Below are 13,266 nucleotides of genomic sequence, written 5' to 3'. Positions count from 1 at the left end.
CGCTTCGCGGCCCGCTCGTATGAGCGTTGCTCGGGCCTTGGTGACAGCCCTCAGCGGTCGAGGAACGGCGGGACCACGACCTCGGCGCGCTTCTCGTCGCCGCGCACGACGACGCTCACCTCGGTGCCGGCGTCGGCGTACGACTCGTGGAGGTAGCCCAAGCCGATGGGCTCGTCGAGCGTCGGGCTCATCGTCCCGGAGGTGAGCTTCCCGACGCGGGTGAGGTCGCCGTCGGTGACGGCGTACCCGTTCCGGGGGACGCCGCGCTCGCGGAGGCGGACGCCGACGAACTTCTCGTCGACTCCCTCCTCTTTCTGGGCCTCCAAGGCGTCGCGGCCGACGAACTCCGTGTCGAGCTCGACGACGAAGCCGATCCGGGCCTCGTGCGGCGTCCGGGGCTCGCTCTCGGGGTCGAAGTCCTGTCCCGACAGCAGGTAGCCCATCTCGGTGCGGAGCGTGTCGCGGGCGCCGAGCCCGCACGGCTGCGCCTCCAGCGGCGCGTCGGCGAACGCCGCCCAGACGGACTCGGCGGCGTCGGCCGGACACATCACTTCGAAGCCGTCCTCGCCGGTGTAACCGGTGCGCGCGACCCAGCTCTCCGTGCCGGCCACCGCCGCGGCCGCCGCCTCGAACTTCGAGAGGCCGACGACCCGGTCCCCCGGCGTCGCCTCGTCGAGCGCGTCGGCCGCGTCGGGGCCCTGGACTGCGAGCATCGCCCAGTCGTCGGTGGCGTTCGCGACGGTCGCGTCGAGGCCCCACTCGTCGCGGTGCGCGGTCCAGCGGTCGTACATCTGCCCGTCGTGGCCGGCGTTCGGCACGAAGAGGTACGCGGGGTCGCCGCTCGGGGCGTCGAGGTCGCCGTCGCGGGTCGCGTCGAGGTCCGCGAGCGACGCGGCCCCCTCGCCGGCCGCGGTCCCGTCGGGGAGCCGGTAGACGACCGTGTCGTCGAGCATCACGCCGTCCTCGTTCGTGATCGCGGCGTACTGCGAGTCGCCGGGGTCGAGCGCGCGCACGTCGTTCGTCGTGAGCCGGTTCAGCAGCTCGGTCGCGTCCGGGCCGGACACCTCGATCTCGCCCATGTGCGACACGTCGAAGACGCCGACCGACTCGCGGACCGCGGCGTGCTCGGTCCGGATCGAGTCGAACTCGACGGGCATCTGCCAGCCGCCGAAGTCGGTGAACTTGGCGCCGCGCTCGTCGTGGGCGTCGTGGAGCGGAGGGAGGCGATCGGTCATACTCGCACCTCTCCGGGACGAACCTAAGGCTTTGTGACATCGGCGGTCCGCGTCGGCGGCGGCCCCCGCCGCGGTCGCGCCCGTCGTCGACTCGGCCGACAGCCTCAAGCGGTCGCCGGCCCCTCGCTCCGGCGTGAGCAGCCGTCGCCCCGACCGGACCGGTCCGATCGCACCCGCGGTCGCCGTCGTGGTCGCCGCGGTCCTCCTGTTCGCGCTCGTCGGGACCTGGCCGCCCTTCGTCGCGGTCGAGAGCGGCAGCATGGCGCCCGGGGTCGAGCGCGGGGACCTCGTCGTCGTGACGGCGGCCGACCGCGCGCCGTGGGGCGACCTCTCGACCGCTGCCGACCCGAACGCGCCGGCGCGGCTCGGCGGGACGGGCGACGTCGTCGTCTACACCGTCCCGGGGGCGGACGGGAGACCGGTGTTCCACCGGTTGGCGTTCGCGGTCGACGCCGGCGAGGACTGGACGGAGCGGGCCGACCCGGCGCTCCTCGCCGCGGACTGCGCGGATCTGGCGACGTGCCCGGCGCCGTACGACGGGTACGTCACCTACGGCGACGCGAACGAGCTGTACGACCAGAGCGCGGGCATCGCGCCCGTCGTCCCCGACGAGTGGATCGCCGGGAAGGCGCTGTTCGCGGTGCCGAACCTCGGCTGGATACGGGTGGGCGTCGAGGCGGCGGTCGCGCGCTACGGCGGGGTCGCGACCGGCGTCGTCCTCGTCGGTATCGCGGGACTGGCCGGGGGCGTCGGGGCGCTGTTGCTCGGTCGGGTTCGGCGGGGAAGCCGGCGGTAAGGAGTTCTGTGAGGGCTCCGAAGGCGCGTTCACCCCCGTCGCTCTCTCTCCCGTGAACGGTCGCCGGCTGCGTCGCTCGATCGCTACCGGTGCCAGGTCGGTTCGCTTCCCGTATCGTCCGGGGCCTCGGTCGCGTCGACCTCGTCGCCGTCGAGCGTCACGGAGCCGTTCGCCGCGTTGCGGAGGGCGTCCGACCGGCCGAACTCGCCGGGCGCGATGGCGAGCGTCCGGATCCCGTAGCCGTTCGCGGTCTCGACGACCGGCTTGAAGTCCGTGTCGCGGGAGGCGATCGCGAGCGTCTCCATCCGGCCCTCCGCGGCGAACCGCGCGGCGTCGACCGCGAGCTTCACGTCCACGTCGCCGCTCGTGATCACGACCTCGAAGCCGCGGGCCTCCGCGGCCTGGATCAGCCCCGGCGTCGCGTGCTCGTCGAGGTACAGCCGGGTCGTCACCAGCGGCCCCTCCGCCTCGGCGGCCAGTCGCACGTCGTCTAAGTCCACGTCGAACTCCTCGCGCAGCACGTTCGGGCCGTCGACGAACAGCGCCACGCCGCCGGCGTCCGGATCCGTCTCGGCGTCCGCGCTCGCGACGCCCTCGGCGGTCGTCTCGGGGTCCGGCCCCTCGCCTCGGTCCATGACCGGCCTTCGCCGTCGTCGGAAATAGGTATGGTGATCCGCGCGCTCGCGGTTCGCCCTCGTCAGTCGCCGGTCGTCCCCCGTGACGGTCCGTCAGCGACCGGGCCGCTCGTGATCGCCTGTTCGAAACGATCGTCCGCGAATCATCGACACTCTTCGGCGATCGTAGTCAAAATTCAGGACCTTATATCGATATTACGACTTCCCTCACGTCCGTAGTGAATATACGGAGGCTTGAAGTACGGTGTCCAGCAATAACGGTATAAGATGTCACAATCGAACGCGTACACCGTCATTTCCGCACAGAACGATCACGAATGTACCACGGTACGTGCCCATCCCCGCAACGAGACGTTCCACATCGTCGACTATGCGGACGAGGACGCCCGCGAGCGGGTCGCGGACCTCCCGGTCGGGTCCGTCGTGCGGATGGAGCTGTCCCGCGCGGGTCGCCGGAGCAACGTCTGGTGCGCCGAGTCGGTCACGACGGCTCGGACCGACGGGGGAGAGCGCCGGTAAGCGGCGCCGAACCCCGAGCTCCGCCACCGGCCGGGAGCGCGCCCGTCGACTCCGCAGTCCGGTTCCCGCGGGTCCGCTTCGTCTCTCTCTCTCTCGCCGTTCGCCGTCCGTCTCGCAGCCGTCCGCTCCCCGATGGCGACAGGTATTTGCCACCGATGCCGGTAGGCGCAGGAGATGGTCGAGACGCTGCTCGCTGTCGGTATCGTCGCCTCGGTGTTCGTCGGCTTCAACATCGGCGGCTCCTCGACCGGCATCGCGTGGGGGCCGCCGGTGGGCGCCGGCATCCTGAAGAAGACGACCGCGGCCGCGCTGATGACGGTGTTCGTGTTCCTCGGGGGGTGGACGGTGGGACGAAACGTGATGGACACGCTCAGCGGCGGGATCATCACGACCGAGCTCTCGCTGTCGGCCGGCGTCGCAGTCCTGTTTTTCATCGGGTTCGGGATCCTCATCGCGAACGTCTTCGGCGTCCCGGTGCCGACCTCGATGACGACCGTTGGCGCTATCGCGGGGCTCGGGCTGGCGACCGACACGCTCAACTACGCCACGATCACCCGGATCGTCTCCTGGTGGATCGTGACGCCGATCATCGGCTTCTGGATCGGGGTCGTCATCGGCCGGTACGTCTACCCGGCCGTGAACCGGCGCGTTCGCATCGAGAAGTCCCCCGGCTCGCTGCTCCGACTCGACCGCGACGGGGCCGTACCCACGGTCGCGCTCGGACCCAACACGACGTACTCGGAGCTCGTCAGCACGGTCGTGGTTCTGGTCATCGGCTGTTACATGGCGTTCAGCGCCGGTGCGAGCAACGTCCCGAACGCCGCCGCGCCGCTCGTCAGCGGGGTCGGCGGGCTCCCCGACGACACCGCGATCCTGCTCGCGACGCTCGCGATCGGGCTCGGCGGGTTCACGATCGCCCGCCGCACGATGGAGTCGGTCGGCGGCGAGCTCAGCGACATCCCACTCCTCGCCGCGCTGTTCGTGATGACCACGGCCTCGACGATCACGACGGTCCTCTCGTGGATCGGCATCCCGATCAGCCTCGTCATGGGCACGGTGATGACGATCGTCGGCATCGGCTGGGGGCGGGCGACGCGCCCGGTCACGGTCCGGCAGGCGGTCACGCGCGACACCGGCGACAACGAGATCGTCACCGGCGCGATCACCGTCGTCGACACCGAGGGACGGCAGTCGTCGCCGATCGGGGAGGCGGAGCCGGCGGCGGTGTTGAACGCGGGCGACCTGTTCAACCCCCGGGCGGTCCTGAAGTACGTCTCGATGTGGATCATCGGCCCGTCGGTGTCGACCGCGCTGGCGTACGCGTTCTTCGTCCTCTTGCCGGGAGTCGCCTGACGACGCCGCGCTGACGGGAGCAGTTAGGAGGGTGCGCGGCGTAGATCGGGTATGATAGACCGCATCCTCGTGCCGATGGACGACTCGGACCACGCCGAGCGAGCCCTCGAATACGCCTTGGAGAACTTCCCGGACGCCGACGTCACCGTGGTCCACGTCGTCGGCGCGCCGTCGATGATGATGGGCGAGGCCGCGTCGCTCGCGCTCGCGGACGACTTCGAGGCGGCGGCCGCGGAGCGCGCGGAGGGCGTCTTCGAGCGCGCCCGCGCACTGGCGACCGACCGCGGCCGCGAGGTCGACACGGTCGTCGGCGTCGGCCACCCGGCGCGGAACATCGTCGACCGGGCGGAGGGGTACGACACGGTCGTGATCGGGGCCCACGGCGCGGACCGCGGGCGTGCGACGCGCCGGTTCCTCGTCGGTAACGTCGCCGAGACCGTCTCCAAGCGCGCCCCGGTGCCCGTGGTGCTCGTCCGCTGACGGAGGGCCCGGCGCGGTCGGTGGGCGGCGGCGCGATCAGTCCCGCGTGAGCCGCGGGTTCGTCACCGCGCCGGCGGCGGCGGAGGCGAAGTCCCGGCCGTACTTCGCGAGGATGCCCCCCTCGTAGGGCGGCTCGGGCGCCTCCCACTCCTCGCGGCGCGCCTCCAGCTCCTCGTCGGAGAGGTCGACGGTGAGGTCGCGCTCGGGGATGTCGACGGTGACGTGGTCGCCGTCCTCGATCAGGCCGATCGGGCCGCCGACGGCGGCCTCGGGCGCGACGTGGCCGATCATCGGGCCGCGGGTGCCGCCCGAGAAGCGGCCGTCGGTGAGCAGCGCCACGTCGTCCTCGTGGCCCGCGCCGACGACCGCGGCGGTGACCCCGAGCATCTCGCGCATCCCGGGGCCGCCGCGGGGGCCCTCGTTGCGGATGACGATCACGTCGCCGGACTCGATCCCGCCCGACTGGACGTACTCCATCGCGTCCTCCTCGTTCTCGAACACGCGGGCCGGCCCCTCGTGGTAGAACTCGTCGTCGCCGGTCACCTTCAGCACCGAGCCGTCCGGCGCGAGGTTGCCGTCGAGGATCTTGATCGCGCCCTCCTCCTCCTTCGGGTCGTCGACGGGATAGAGGAAGTCGGCCTCGATGTCCGACTCGTCCGGGAGCTCGCCGCGCTCCTCCAGCGCCGCGATCTCCTCGGCGAGGGTGTTGCCCGTCACCGTCATCGCGTCGCCGTGGAGCAGGTCCGCCTCCAGCAGGCGGCGGAGCACGACCGGCACGCCGCCGACCTCGTGGAGGTCGTTCATCACGCGCGTCCCGCCGGGCTGGAGGTTCGCGATCTTCGGCGTGCGCCGCGAGATCTCGTCGAAGTCCTCGATCGAGAGGTCGACGTCGGCCTCGCCCGCCAAGGCGAGCAGGTGGAGGACGGCGTTCGTCGAACCGCCCATCGCGGTCTGGGCCGCGATGGCGTTCTCGAACGACTCCCGCGAGAGGATGTCGGAGGGCCGGCGGTCGTTCTCGATACAGTCCATCGCCAGCTCGCCGGCGCGCTCGGCGACCGCGTAGCGCGCCTCGTCCTCGGCGGGCGGCGAGGCCGACCCGAGCGGCGCCAGCCCGAGCGCCTCCGAGAGCGACGCCATCGTGTTCGCGGTGAACATCCCGCCGCACGAGCCCGCGCCGGGACAGGCGTGGCGTTCCAGGTCGTCGAGCTCGTCGGCGTCCATGTCGCCCTGCGCGTACGTGCCGACGCCCTCGAACACCTGGACGATCGTCACGTCGCGGCCGTCGTGCTGCCCGGGCATGATCGAGCCGCCGTAGAGGAAGACGCTCGGCAGGTCCGTCCGGATCGCGGCCATCATCATCCCGGGGAGGTTCTTGTCGCAGCCCGCGACCGTCACCAGCGCGTCCATGCGCTCGCCGAAGGAGACCAGCTCGACCGAGTCGGCGATGACCTCCCGCGAGATCAGGCTCGCCTTCATCCCCTCCGTCCCCATCGAGATGGCGTCGCTAATCGTGATCGTGCCGAACTCGATCGGCATCCCGCCCGCGGCGTCGATGCCGTGGAGCGCGGCGTCGGCCACGTCGTCGAGGTGGACGTTACACGGCGTGATGTCGGCCGCCGGGTTCGGGACGCCGACGATGGGCGAGGAGAGGTCCTCGTCGTCGAACCCCATCGCGCGGAACATCGCGCGGTGCGGCGCCTTGTCCGGTCCCTCGGTCACCTCGCGGCTCCGCAGGTCCCCGTCCTTCTTCCCGGCGAATCGGTCCGCGTCCTCCCGGCGACGGCGCCGCTCGTCGTCGTCGGACCTCGGCTGCTGTTCGCTCATACGCGACCCTGTCGCTCGGGACTCTTAAACGACCGCGTCGGGGCGAGGGTTGCTCGGCGGGGCGAACGGGTTCGGGGCGGGGGTCGATCGGTCGTCGTCCCCGGGCTATCACACCCGCGCCTTCAGCTCCACCCGGTAGCCGAACGGGTCCCTGACGTACACCGCGCCGGCCTCGCCGGTCGCGCCCAGCGGCGAGTCGAGCGTCTTCTCGACCGCGGCGCCCGCGTCCGCCAGCTCGCGTTCAATCTCGTCGACCGACTCCTCCACGACGACCGCGACGTGGTCGTAGTTCGTCTTCGTCGGCGCCTCGAACTCCTCGGTCGGCCAGAGGTGGATCACCGCGGTCGCCGAGAGCCGCACGTCGAAGAAGGGCTTCTCGTCGGCCGCGTACAGCGCGTCCTCGACGCCGAACCCGAGTTGCTCGCCGTAGAACTCGCGGGCCTCGTCGGCGCCGTCTTCCGGGATCCGGAGGTTGACGTGATCGATGTGTCGCGCTCGCATGCGTGTCGGTTCGGCGGCCGGCGGCAAAAAGGCGACAGTTAGGCGAACGCGCGCAGGATTCCGGCGCCGTCGGTGCTGCGCCCGAGGTCGGGGAGTGTGGCGCGCTCGGGGTGCGGCATCAGCACGGCCACCGTCTCGCGCTCGCCGAGGACGCCGGCGACGTTGTCGGTCGAGCCGTTCGGATTGGCGGCGTCCGTGACGTTCCCGTCGGCGTCGCAGTAGCGGAAGAGGACGCGGTCCTCGGCGACGAGGTCGGCGTGGGCCGCCTCGCTTATCTCGAAGCGCCCCTCGCCGTGCGCGATGGGGACCTCGATGACCTGTCCCTCGTCGTAGGCGGCGGTCCAGGGGGTATCGGCGCGCTCGACGCGCAGGCGGACCGGCTCGCACTGGAACCGCGCGGAGGCGTTCGTGGTGAACGCGCCGGGCGTCAGCCCCGACTCCGAGCCGATCTGCGCGCCGTTACAGATGCCGATCACGGGGACGCCGGCGTCGGCGGCGTCGCGGACTTCGTTCATGATCGGGTCGCGGGCGGCCATCGCGCCGGCGCGGAGGTAATCGCCGTAGGAGAACCCGCCGGGGAGGACGACCCCGTCGGGGTCGGCGGGGAGGCCGTCGTCGTACCAGACGCGCTCGGCGTCGACGCCGAGGTGATCTAAGGCGCGGACGGCGTCGCGGTCGCAGTTCGAGCCGCCGAACTGGACGACGGCGACCGTCACGCCGCCCACCTCGCCTTGTCGGCCGTCATCGCTCCGCGACCGCCACGTCGTAGTCGTGGATCGTGGGGTTCGCGAGCAGCCGCTCGGCCATCTCGTCGGCGCGGTCGGCCGCCTCGTCGGCGTCGGCTGCGTCGAGGTCGACCTCGAAGCGGTCCGCCGAGCGGAGGTCGGACAGCTCGAACCCGAGCCGTTCGAGGGCCTGCTGGGTCGTCTCGGCCTCCGGGTCGAGGACGCCCCGCTTTAGCCGGATCGTCACCGTCGCCGTGTACGCGGTCATACCTGTTGGTGCGGGGTCGTGTGTAAAAACCGTTTTGGAACGACGCTTATGCGCATATTCGTGGATATGTTGCGGTCGTTCGTGCGGGAGGCAGGGACGGCACCGAGCGAAAGGGGCAAACCCCTCCGGCTGTTGTGAAGGGTGTATGCAGCCGCTCGAACCCGCGGAGGTGATCGTCGCATGACCCGCGAACTGACCGAAATCACGGTCGTCGGAGGAGACAAGACCGGACTCATCGCGCGGGTCACCTCCCTGCTGTTCGAGCGCGGAATCAACATCGAGGACTTAGACCAGGCGGTCCGCGAGGGCGTCTTCCGGATGACGACCCGCGTCGACACCGCGGAGATGGAGACATCGCGCGGCGAGCTCCGCCGCGCGCTCGCCGAGCTGGGCCGCGAGCTCGACGTCGACATCCAAGTACGGTTCCCGAGCGATCGCGACGCGCGGCGCGTCGCGCTGCTCGTCACCAAGGAGACCCACGCGCCCGAGGCGCTGTTGGAGGCGGAGGCGCGGGGCGAGCTGGCCGAGGACAGCGAGGCCGAGATCCCGGTCGTCATCGGCAACCGCGGCGACCTCCGGTCGCTCGCGGAGCGCTACGACAAGCCGTTCTACGACGTGGGCGACGGCAACGGCAACACCGATGAGGAGCGCCTGCTCGACCTGCTGGCCGAGTACGACGTGGACCTCATCGCCTTGGCGCGGTACATGCGCATCCTCTCGCCCGAGGTCGTCTTCCGGTACGAGGGGCGGATCGTCAACGTCCACCCCTCGCTGCTGCCGGCGTTCCCCGGCGCGGAGGCGTACCGGCAGGCCAAGGACGCCGGCGTCCGGGTCGCGGGCGTCACGGCCCACTACGTCACGACCGACCTCGACCAGGGGCCGGTCATCGCTCAGCGCGCCTTCGACGTGCCCCCGGGCGCCGACGTCGACGAGATCAAGCGGCGGGGGCAGCCCCTCGAGGCCGAGGTCCTGCTCGACGCGGTCCGGCTCCACCTCGCGGACGCCATCGCGGTCCACCGCGGGACCGTCCACGTGCGCGAGGACGTGGACGTCGACGCGCAGCTCGGCCTCTCGGAGGCCGCCGTGGACGCGAACCCGGACGAGCCCGTCGACGGCGAGCCCCTCGGCCGGACCCGCCCGTCGCCGTCGGACGACTGACGGAGCGGGAGAGGGCCGCAGGCGCCGGTCGCACCCGGACTGCGGCGGCTACTTTTAAGCGCCCGCGAGCGCAACAATGGACGATGACCGGCCGTCGCGCCCGGACGGGATTCCTCGCGGACACCGCCGCGGTCGTCCGCAGCGACGAGCGGCTGATCCTGCTGTTCCTGCTGCTCCTCTCGCTCGCCGCGCTGGCGGTGTTCCTCCACTACACGACCCTGGTGCTCGAGGGGCTCCCGGACCCGGTTCCGGGGGAGCCGTTCGGGCCGTGAACCGGGACCCCCGGGGCGCTCACTCCAACCGCACCAGCAGGTCGCGGTTCGCGGCCTCGTAGCGCAGGCGCCCGTCGTCGAGCGCCCGGCGGCGCCTGGCCGCCCAGTCGCTCGCGTCGTAGCCGGTCTCGCCGACGGCCGCCTCCACCGTGTCGAGCAGGTGCGCGAGTACGGTCCGCTCGCCCGACTCGTAGGGGGGTTCGATCTCCCACGGGGAGGGCCCCTCGGCGATCGCGGTCGCCTGCCGGGCCAGCGCCGCCGCCCCGTCGGGGCCGCCGGGGCGGAACTCCCGCATGTGGCGGTGATAGCGGTCGAGGACGGCCTCGTCGTCCGGGTCCGGGGGCGCGAACCGCGTCTCACCGTCGTATGTGATCGGCGCGTACGCGACGGGGGCGACCTCGGCGAGGGCGTCGACCGCGGGGGCGGCGTCGACCACGTCGAAGAACGCGCAGCCGACGACCGCGTCGAACCGCTCGCCGGCGGCCGCCGCCTCGCTCGCGACGTCGAAGGCGTCCGCGACGCGGAACTCGACGGCGACGTCGCCGACCACGCCGCCGATCCGCGCTTCGCCCGCCGACAGGGCGTCCTCGCGGGCGTCGACCGCGACCCACCGGCCGGCGTCGATCACGCCCCAGTCGACGAGGCGCTCGACCATCGTCGCCGTGCCCGCGCCGACTTCGAGCACCTCGGGCTCGGGCGGGAGCTCGGCGGCGAAGCGGTCGAGGACCGTCCGGTTCAGCGAGCGGTCGTCGAGGGCGCGCTTCGCGTCGAGGTACGTCGCGTGGTCGGTCACGCCGCGTCACCTCCCCGACCCGGGGCCCCCGTCCGCCGTCCGGCCTCGGCCTCCAGGAAGTCGACGACGCGGTCGAGCGTCTCCGGCCACCCCGGCCGCCCCTCGTAGTCGCGGCGAGCGGCGGTCCCCATGGCCGCCAGCCGGTCGCGGTCGTCGAGGTCGCGGAGGGCCGCGGCCACGGCGCGCGGGTCGCCCGGGGGCACGAGGACGCCCGACTCGCCGTCCCGGACGAACTCGCTCGCGCCGCCCGCGGTCGTCGCCAGCGGCACGCAGCCGAATCCCATCGCCTCCAGGTACACCATGCCGAACGGCTCGTACCGCGACGGGACCGCCAGGACGTGGCTCTCGCGGAGCCGCGCCGCGACCGCCTCGTCGTCGAGGCGGCCGGCGAAGCCGACGCGGTCGCCGATCCCGGCCGCGGCGACCGACTCCGCGACGGCCTCGGCGTGGTCCGGCGCGACCGTCCGGTCCCCGACGACCGTCAGCCGCCAGTCCACGTCGCGACCGTCCAGCCTGGCGAGGCCGTCGACGAGCGCTTCGAGCCCCTTCCGCGGGACGACGTTCCCGAGGAAGGTCACCTCCAGCGGACCGGACCGGGCGCGCTCGCGGATCTCGGACGCGGAGGTCACGGGCTCGAACCGGTCGCCGGCCGGCGGGGCGACCGCGCTCCTGGCCGGGCCGCCGAGCACGGCCGCGTTCCGACGGGTCGTCTCGGCGTTGTACACCGCGGCGTCGACGCCGCGGAGGAACCGGCGCTCGACGGCCGCCACTCCGCGGCGACCGAGCGCCGAGCGCGCGCGGTCGAGGGGCCCCCGTCCGCCGTCCGGCGTCCCCTGCGCCGCCCGCGCACGCCACGCGATCATGTGGACGAGCGCGACGGTCGGCGCGTCGAGCCGGCGGTTGGCGCACAGCACGGAGGGGTGCGCCAGCCCGTCCTCGACGACCACGTCGAACTCGGCGAGGCGGTCTGCGAGCCGGCCCGCACGGAGGTTCGGCGCGAGGCGTTCCCGGTAGGACCCCCGAGGCAGCGAGACCACCTCGACGCCGTGGCCGCGCCCGCGGAGCCGGTCGCGGAGCCGCCGGTCGTAGTAGAAGCCGCCGGACTCGGACTCGATGTCGCCGGCCAGCACGAGGGCGACGCGCATCGGGGCGTCACCGCAGTTCGCCGGCGTAGGAGACGCTCGCGGCGTCGTCCTCGCGGACGGTCACGGTCAGCCGGGTCGCGGCCGGGGCGTCCACCGCCGCGAGGTCGTCGAACAGCGCCCGGGCCAGCCGCTCGGCGCTGGGGTTGCCCTCCAAGTGCTCGTTGAGCGTCTCGTCCCGGTAGCGGTCGGCCGCGTCGGCCAGGGCGTCGAGCGCGAGATCGATGTCGAGCAGGTAGCCGTACTCGCCGAGCTCCGGGCCGCGGAACGTCGCCTCCGCGGTGAAGGTGTGCGAGTGGAGCTCCGCCTCGCCGGCCGGCGGGTTCGGGACGGTGAGGTAGTGCTGTGCGACGAACGTCTCGGAGACGGTCAGTTCGTACATGGGTAGGTGAAGAGGAGTTGGAGGGTCGCTTCGCCCTCGTCGGCGAGGCGCCGGTACGCGCTCGGCGCGCGGTCGACCGGGACGCGGTCCGTGACGAGCCGTTCGGTGACGCCCAGCTCGCCGTGAAGTCGCCGGAGCTGGCGCCAGGCGGTCTCGCGGCGGCGCTCCCGGTCCCAACGACCCCGGAGTTCCGGCGCGATGGTCGTGACCTGGCTGCTCCGGACGGTGACCCGCCCGCGGTGGAAGTGGTCGCCGAAGCCGAGGTCGGCGCGCTTGGTGCCGTACCACGACCCCACGAGGACGCGGCCGTCGAACCGCGTCGTCTCGACGGCCGTCTCCAGCGTCTCGGGCCGCCCCGAGACCTCGACCGCGAGGTCGACGCCCCCGGTGCGGTCGCGGACGGCGTCGACGACGCCGGCGCGCCCGTCGTATCGGGTCGGGTCGACGACGGCGTCGGCGCCGAACTCGGCCGCGAGCCCGCGCCGCCGGTCCTTCGGTTCGACCGCGACCACGGTCTCCGCGCCGCTCCGTGCCAGGAGGGCGGTCGTGAGCAGCCCCACGACGCCCTGCCCGAACACCGCGACGCGCTCGCCGAGCCGGGGGGCCGCGTCGAGCGTCAGCGTCACCGCCGTCTCCGCGTTCGCGAACAGCGTCGCGGTCTCCGGGTCGATCCCGTCCGGGACCGGGATGAGCGCGTCCGGGGAGACGGCGAACCGGCTCTCGTGGGGGTTGAACGCGAAGACGGTGCGGTCGCGCCACGACGGGTCGACCGCCTCGCCGACCGCGGTCACCCGCCCGACGACCGCGTAGCCGTAGCGGAGCGGGTACGAGAGGTCGCCGTCGAGCGAGGAGAGCTCCTCGTCCGCGACGGTCTCGGGGTCGAGATCCCCGCGGTACGCGAGCAGCTCGGACCCCGCGCTCACCGCCGAGACGGACGCGGAGACGACCACCTCGTCGGGGGCCGGGGCGGGGTCGTCGACCGGGACGACCTCGACGCGCTCGGGGGCGGTGAACTCCACCGCGCGGTGGACGGCGCCGTCGCTCACGCGGACTCACCCGTCCGCGGCCGACGGCCGAGAGGAGTCGACATTACCGATCGCATGTGCCGATCAAATATAAAGCCCCGCCGGCGACGACCGCCCGACCGAGCGGAGTCGCCCGTCGCGGTCGCGCCCGCCGGGGA

16 protein-coding genes are annotated in these 13,266 nt (G+C 72.7%); 6 read left to right on the top strand and 10 right to left on the bottom strand.

Going from position 1 to position 13,266, the window contains the following annotated elements:
• Window positions 1–50 precede the first annotated feature (50 nt).
• Complete coding sequence (locus AMR74_RS06595) at window positions 51–1,235, bottom strand: glycine cleavage system aminomethyltransferase GcvT (RefSeq protein WP_053771265.1); 1,185 nt, start codon at window positions 1,233–1,235, stop codon at window positions 51–53.
• A gap of 133 nt (window positions 1,236–1,368) precedes the next feature.
• Here AMR74_RS06595 and AMR74_RS06590 point away from each other — a divergent pair, with 133 nt between their 5' ends.
• Window positions 1,369–2,031, top strand: a complete 663-nt coding sequence (locus AMR74_RS06590) for a S26 family signal peptidase (protein ID WP_053771264.1) — start codon at window positions 1,369–1,371, stop codon at window positions 2,029–2,031.
• A gap of 83 nt (window positions 2,032–2,114) precedes the next feature.
• On the opposite strand, the gene AMR74_RS06585 is transcribed toward AMR74_RS06590, so the two are convergent.
• Window positions 2,115–2,666, bottom strand: coding sequence for an NYN domain-containing protein (locus AMR74_RS06585; protein ID WP_053771263.1), 552 nt, complete (start codon window positions 2,664–2,666; stop codon window positions 2,115–2,117).
• Between the two features lie 267 nt (window positions 2,667–2,933).
• On the opposite strand from AMR74_RS06585, the gene AMR74_RS06580 reads away from it, so the two are divergent.
• The 3 genes from AMR74_RS06580 (at window position 2,934) to AMR74_RS06570 (ending at window position 5,018) form a co-directional block, all read left to right on the top strand.
• The gene (locus AMR74_RS06580) at window positions 2,934–3,185 is read left to right on the top strand and encodes a hypothetical protein (protein WP_053771262.1); all 252 of its coding nucleotides are present in this window, start codon (window positions 2,934–2,936) and stop codon (window positions 3,183–3,185) included.
• A gap of 174 nt (window positions 3,186–3,359) precedes the next feature.
• Window positions 3,360–4,538, top strand: coding sequence for an inorganic phosphate transporter (locus AMR74_RS06575; protein WP_053771261.1), 1,179 nt, complete (start codon window positions 3,360–3,362; stop codon window positions 4,536–4,538).
• 51 nt (window positions 4,539–4,589) lie between these two features.
• On the top strand, window positions 4,590–5,018 hold the full coding sequence (locus tag AMR74_RS06570; RefSeq protein ID WP_053771260.1) for a universal stress protein: 429 nt from the start codon (window positions 4,590–4,592) through the stop codon (window positions 5,016–5,018).
• Between the two features lie 36 nt (window positions 5,019–5,054).
• On the opposite strand, the gene ilvD is transcribed toward AMR74_RS06570, so the two are convergent.
• The 4 genes from ilvD to purS form a co-directional block, all read right to left on the bottom strand.
• Window positions 5,055–6,842, bottom strand: coding sequence for a dihydroxy-acid dehydratase (gene ilvD / locus AMR74_RS06565; protein ID WP_053771259.1), 1,788 nt, complete (start codon window positions 6,840–6,842; stop codon window positions 5,055–5,057).
• A 108-nt stretch (window positions 6,843–6,950) separates the two neighbouring features.
• Entirely contained in the window at window positions 6,951–7,343 is a 393-nt protein-coding gene (locus AMR74_RS06560; RefSeq protein WP_053771258.1) for a VOC family protein, read from the bottom strand.
• 38 nt (window positions 7,344–7,381) lie between these two features.
• Entirely contained in the window at window positions 7,382–8,059 is a 678-nt protein-coding gene (gene purQ, locus AMR74_RS06555; RefSeq protein WP_053771257.1) for a phosphoribosylformylglycinamidine synthase I, read from the bottom strand.
• Window positions 8,060–8,084: 25 nt separating this feature from the next.
• Window positions 8,085–8,336 carry a phosphoribosylformylglycinamidine synthase subunit PurS gene (gene purS, locus AMR74_RS06550; protein ID WP_053771256.1) on the bottom strand — a complete coding sequence of 84 codons (252 nt, stop codon included), beginning with the start codon at window positions 8,334–8,336 and terminating at the stop codon, window positions 8,085–8,087.
• 180 nt (window positions 8,337–8,516) lie between these two features.
• Between purS and AMR74_RS06545 the strand changes: the two genes are divergently transcribed.
• On the top strand, window positions 8,517–9,494 hold the full coding sequence (locus AMR74_RS06545; protein WP_053771255.1) for a formyltetrahydrofolate deformylase: 978 nt from the start codon (window positions 8,517–8,519) through the stop codon (window positions 9,492–9,494).
• 83 nt (window positions 9,495–9,577) lie between these two features.
• A complete protein-coding gene (locus AMR74_RS06540; protein ID WP_053771254.1) occupies window positions 9,578–9,766 on the top strand; it encodes a hypothetical protein in 189 nt (62 codons plus the stop codon).
• Between the two features lie 19 nt (window positions 9,767–9,785).
• Here AMR74_RS06540 and AMR74_RS06535 read toward each other — a convergent pair whose 3' ends face one another.
• From AMR74_RS06535 to AMR74_RS06520, 4 genes are read right to left on the bottom strand one after another with little or no spacing between them, the layout of a single operon-like run.
• Window positions 9,786–10,559 (bottom strand): class I SAM-dependent methyltransferase, encoded by a 774-nt coding sequence (locus tag AMR74_RS06535; protein WP_053771253.1) that lies wholly within the window; start codon window positions 10,557–10,559, stop codon window positions 9,786–9,788.
• Window positions 10,556–11,704: a glycosyltransferase family 4 protein gene (locus AMR74_RS06530; RefSeq protein ID WP_053771252.1), complete on the bottom strand. Its 1,149-nt coding sequence runs from the start codon at window positions 11,702–11,704 to the stop codon at window positions 10,556–10,558. The genes AMR74_RS06535 and AMR74_RS06530 overlap by 4 nt, the downstream gene beginning before the upstream one ends.
• 7 nt (window positions 11,705–11,711) lie before the next feature.
• Window positions 11,712–12,083 (bottom strand): 6-pyruvoyl trahydropterin synthase family protein, encoded by a 372-nt coding sequence (locus AMR74_RS06525; protein WP_053771251.1) that lies wholly within the window; start codon window positions 12,081–12,083, stop codon window positions 11,712–11,714.
• Complete coding sequence (locus AMR74_RS06520; protein WP_053771250.1) at window positions 12,071–13,129, bottom strand: zinc-dependent alcohol dehydrogenase; 1,059 nt, start codon at window positions 13,127–13,129, stop codon at window positions 12,071–12,073. Before AMR74_RS06520 ends, AMR74_RS06525 begins: the two co-directional genes overlap by 13 nt.
• Between the last annotated feature and the right edge of the window lie 137 nt (window positions 13,130–13,266).

Source organism: Halorubrum tropicale (genome assembly GCF_001280455.1).
In the GTDB taxonomy this organism is placed as follows: Archaea; Halobacteriota; Halobacteria; order Halobacteriales; family Haloferacaceae; genus Halorubrum; species Halorubrum tropicale.
The sequence above is the reverse complement of the archived record's forward strand: the minus strand, read 5'-3'. Positions and strand labels throughout refer to the sequence as shown.

What these genes read in the sequence shown, in the direction of transcription:
- AMR74_RS06575 (WP_053771261.1), top strand. Translation starts at nt 3,360, where the DNA reads ATGGTCGAGACGCTGCTCGCTGTCGGTATCGTCGCCTCGGTGTTCGTC.
- AMR74_RS06530 (WP_053771252.1), bottom strand. Translation starts at nt 11,704, where the DNA reads ATGCGCGTCGCCCTCGTGCTGGCCGGCGACATCGAGTCCGAGTCCGGC.
- AMR74_RS06580 (WP_053771262.1), top strand. Translation starts at nt 2,934, where the DNA reads ATGTCACAATCGAACGCGTACACCGTCATTTCCGCACAGAACGATCAC.
- ilvD (WP_053771259.1), bottom strand. Translation starts at nt 6,842, where the DNA reads ATGAGCGAACAGCAGCCGAGGTCCGACGACGACGAGCGGCGCCGTCGC.
- purS (WP_053771256.1), bottom strand. Translation starts at nt 8,336, where the DNA reads ATGACCGCGTACACGGCGACGGTGACGATCCGGCTAAAGCGGGGCGTC.
- AMR74_RS06525 (WP_053771251.1), bottom strand. Translation starts at nt 12,083, where the DNA reads ATGTACGAACTGACCGTCTCCGAGACGTTCGTCGCACAGCACTACCTC.
- AMR74_RS06560 (WP_053771258.1), bottom strand. Translation starts at nt 7,343, where the DNA reads ATGCGAGCGCGACACATCGATCACGTCAACCTCCGGATCCCGGAAGAC.
- AMR74_RS06585 (WP_053771263.1), bottom strand. Translation starts at nt 2,666, where the DNA reads ATGGACCGAGGCGAGGGGCCGGACCCCGAGACGACCGCCGAGGGCGTC.
- AMR74_RS06595 (WP_053771265.1), bottom strand. Translation starts at nt 1,235, where the DNA reads ATGACCGATCGCCTCCCTCCGCTCCACGACGCCCACGACGAGCGCGGC.
- AMR74_RS06570 (WP_053771260.1), top strand. Translation starts at nt 4,590, where the DNA reads ATGATAGACCGCATCCTCGTGCCGATGGACGACTCGGACCACGCCGAG.
- AMR74_RS06545 (WP_053771255.1), top strand. Translation starts at nt 8,517, where the DNA reads ATGACCCGCGAACTGACCGAAATCACGGTCGTCGGAGGAGACAAGACC.
- AMR74_RS06540 (WP_053771254.1), top strand. Translation starts at nt 9,578, where the DNA reads ATGACCGGCCGTCGCGCCCGGACGGGATTCCTCGCGGACACCGCCGCG.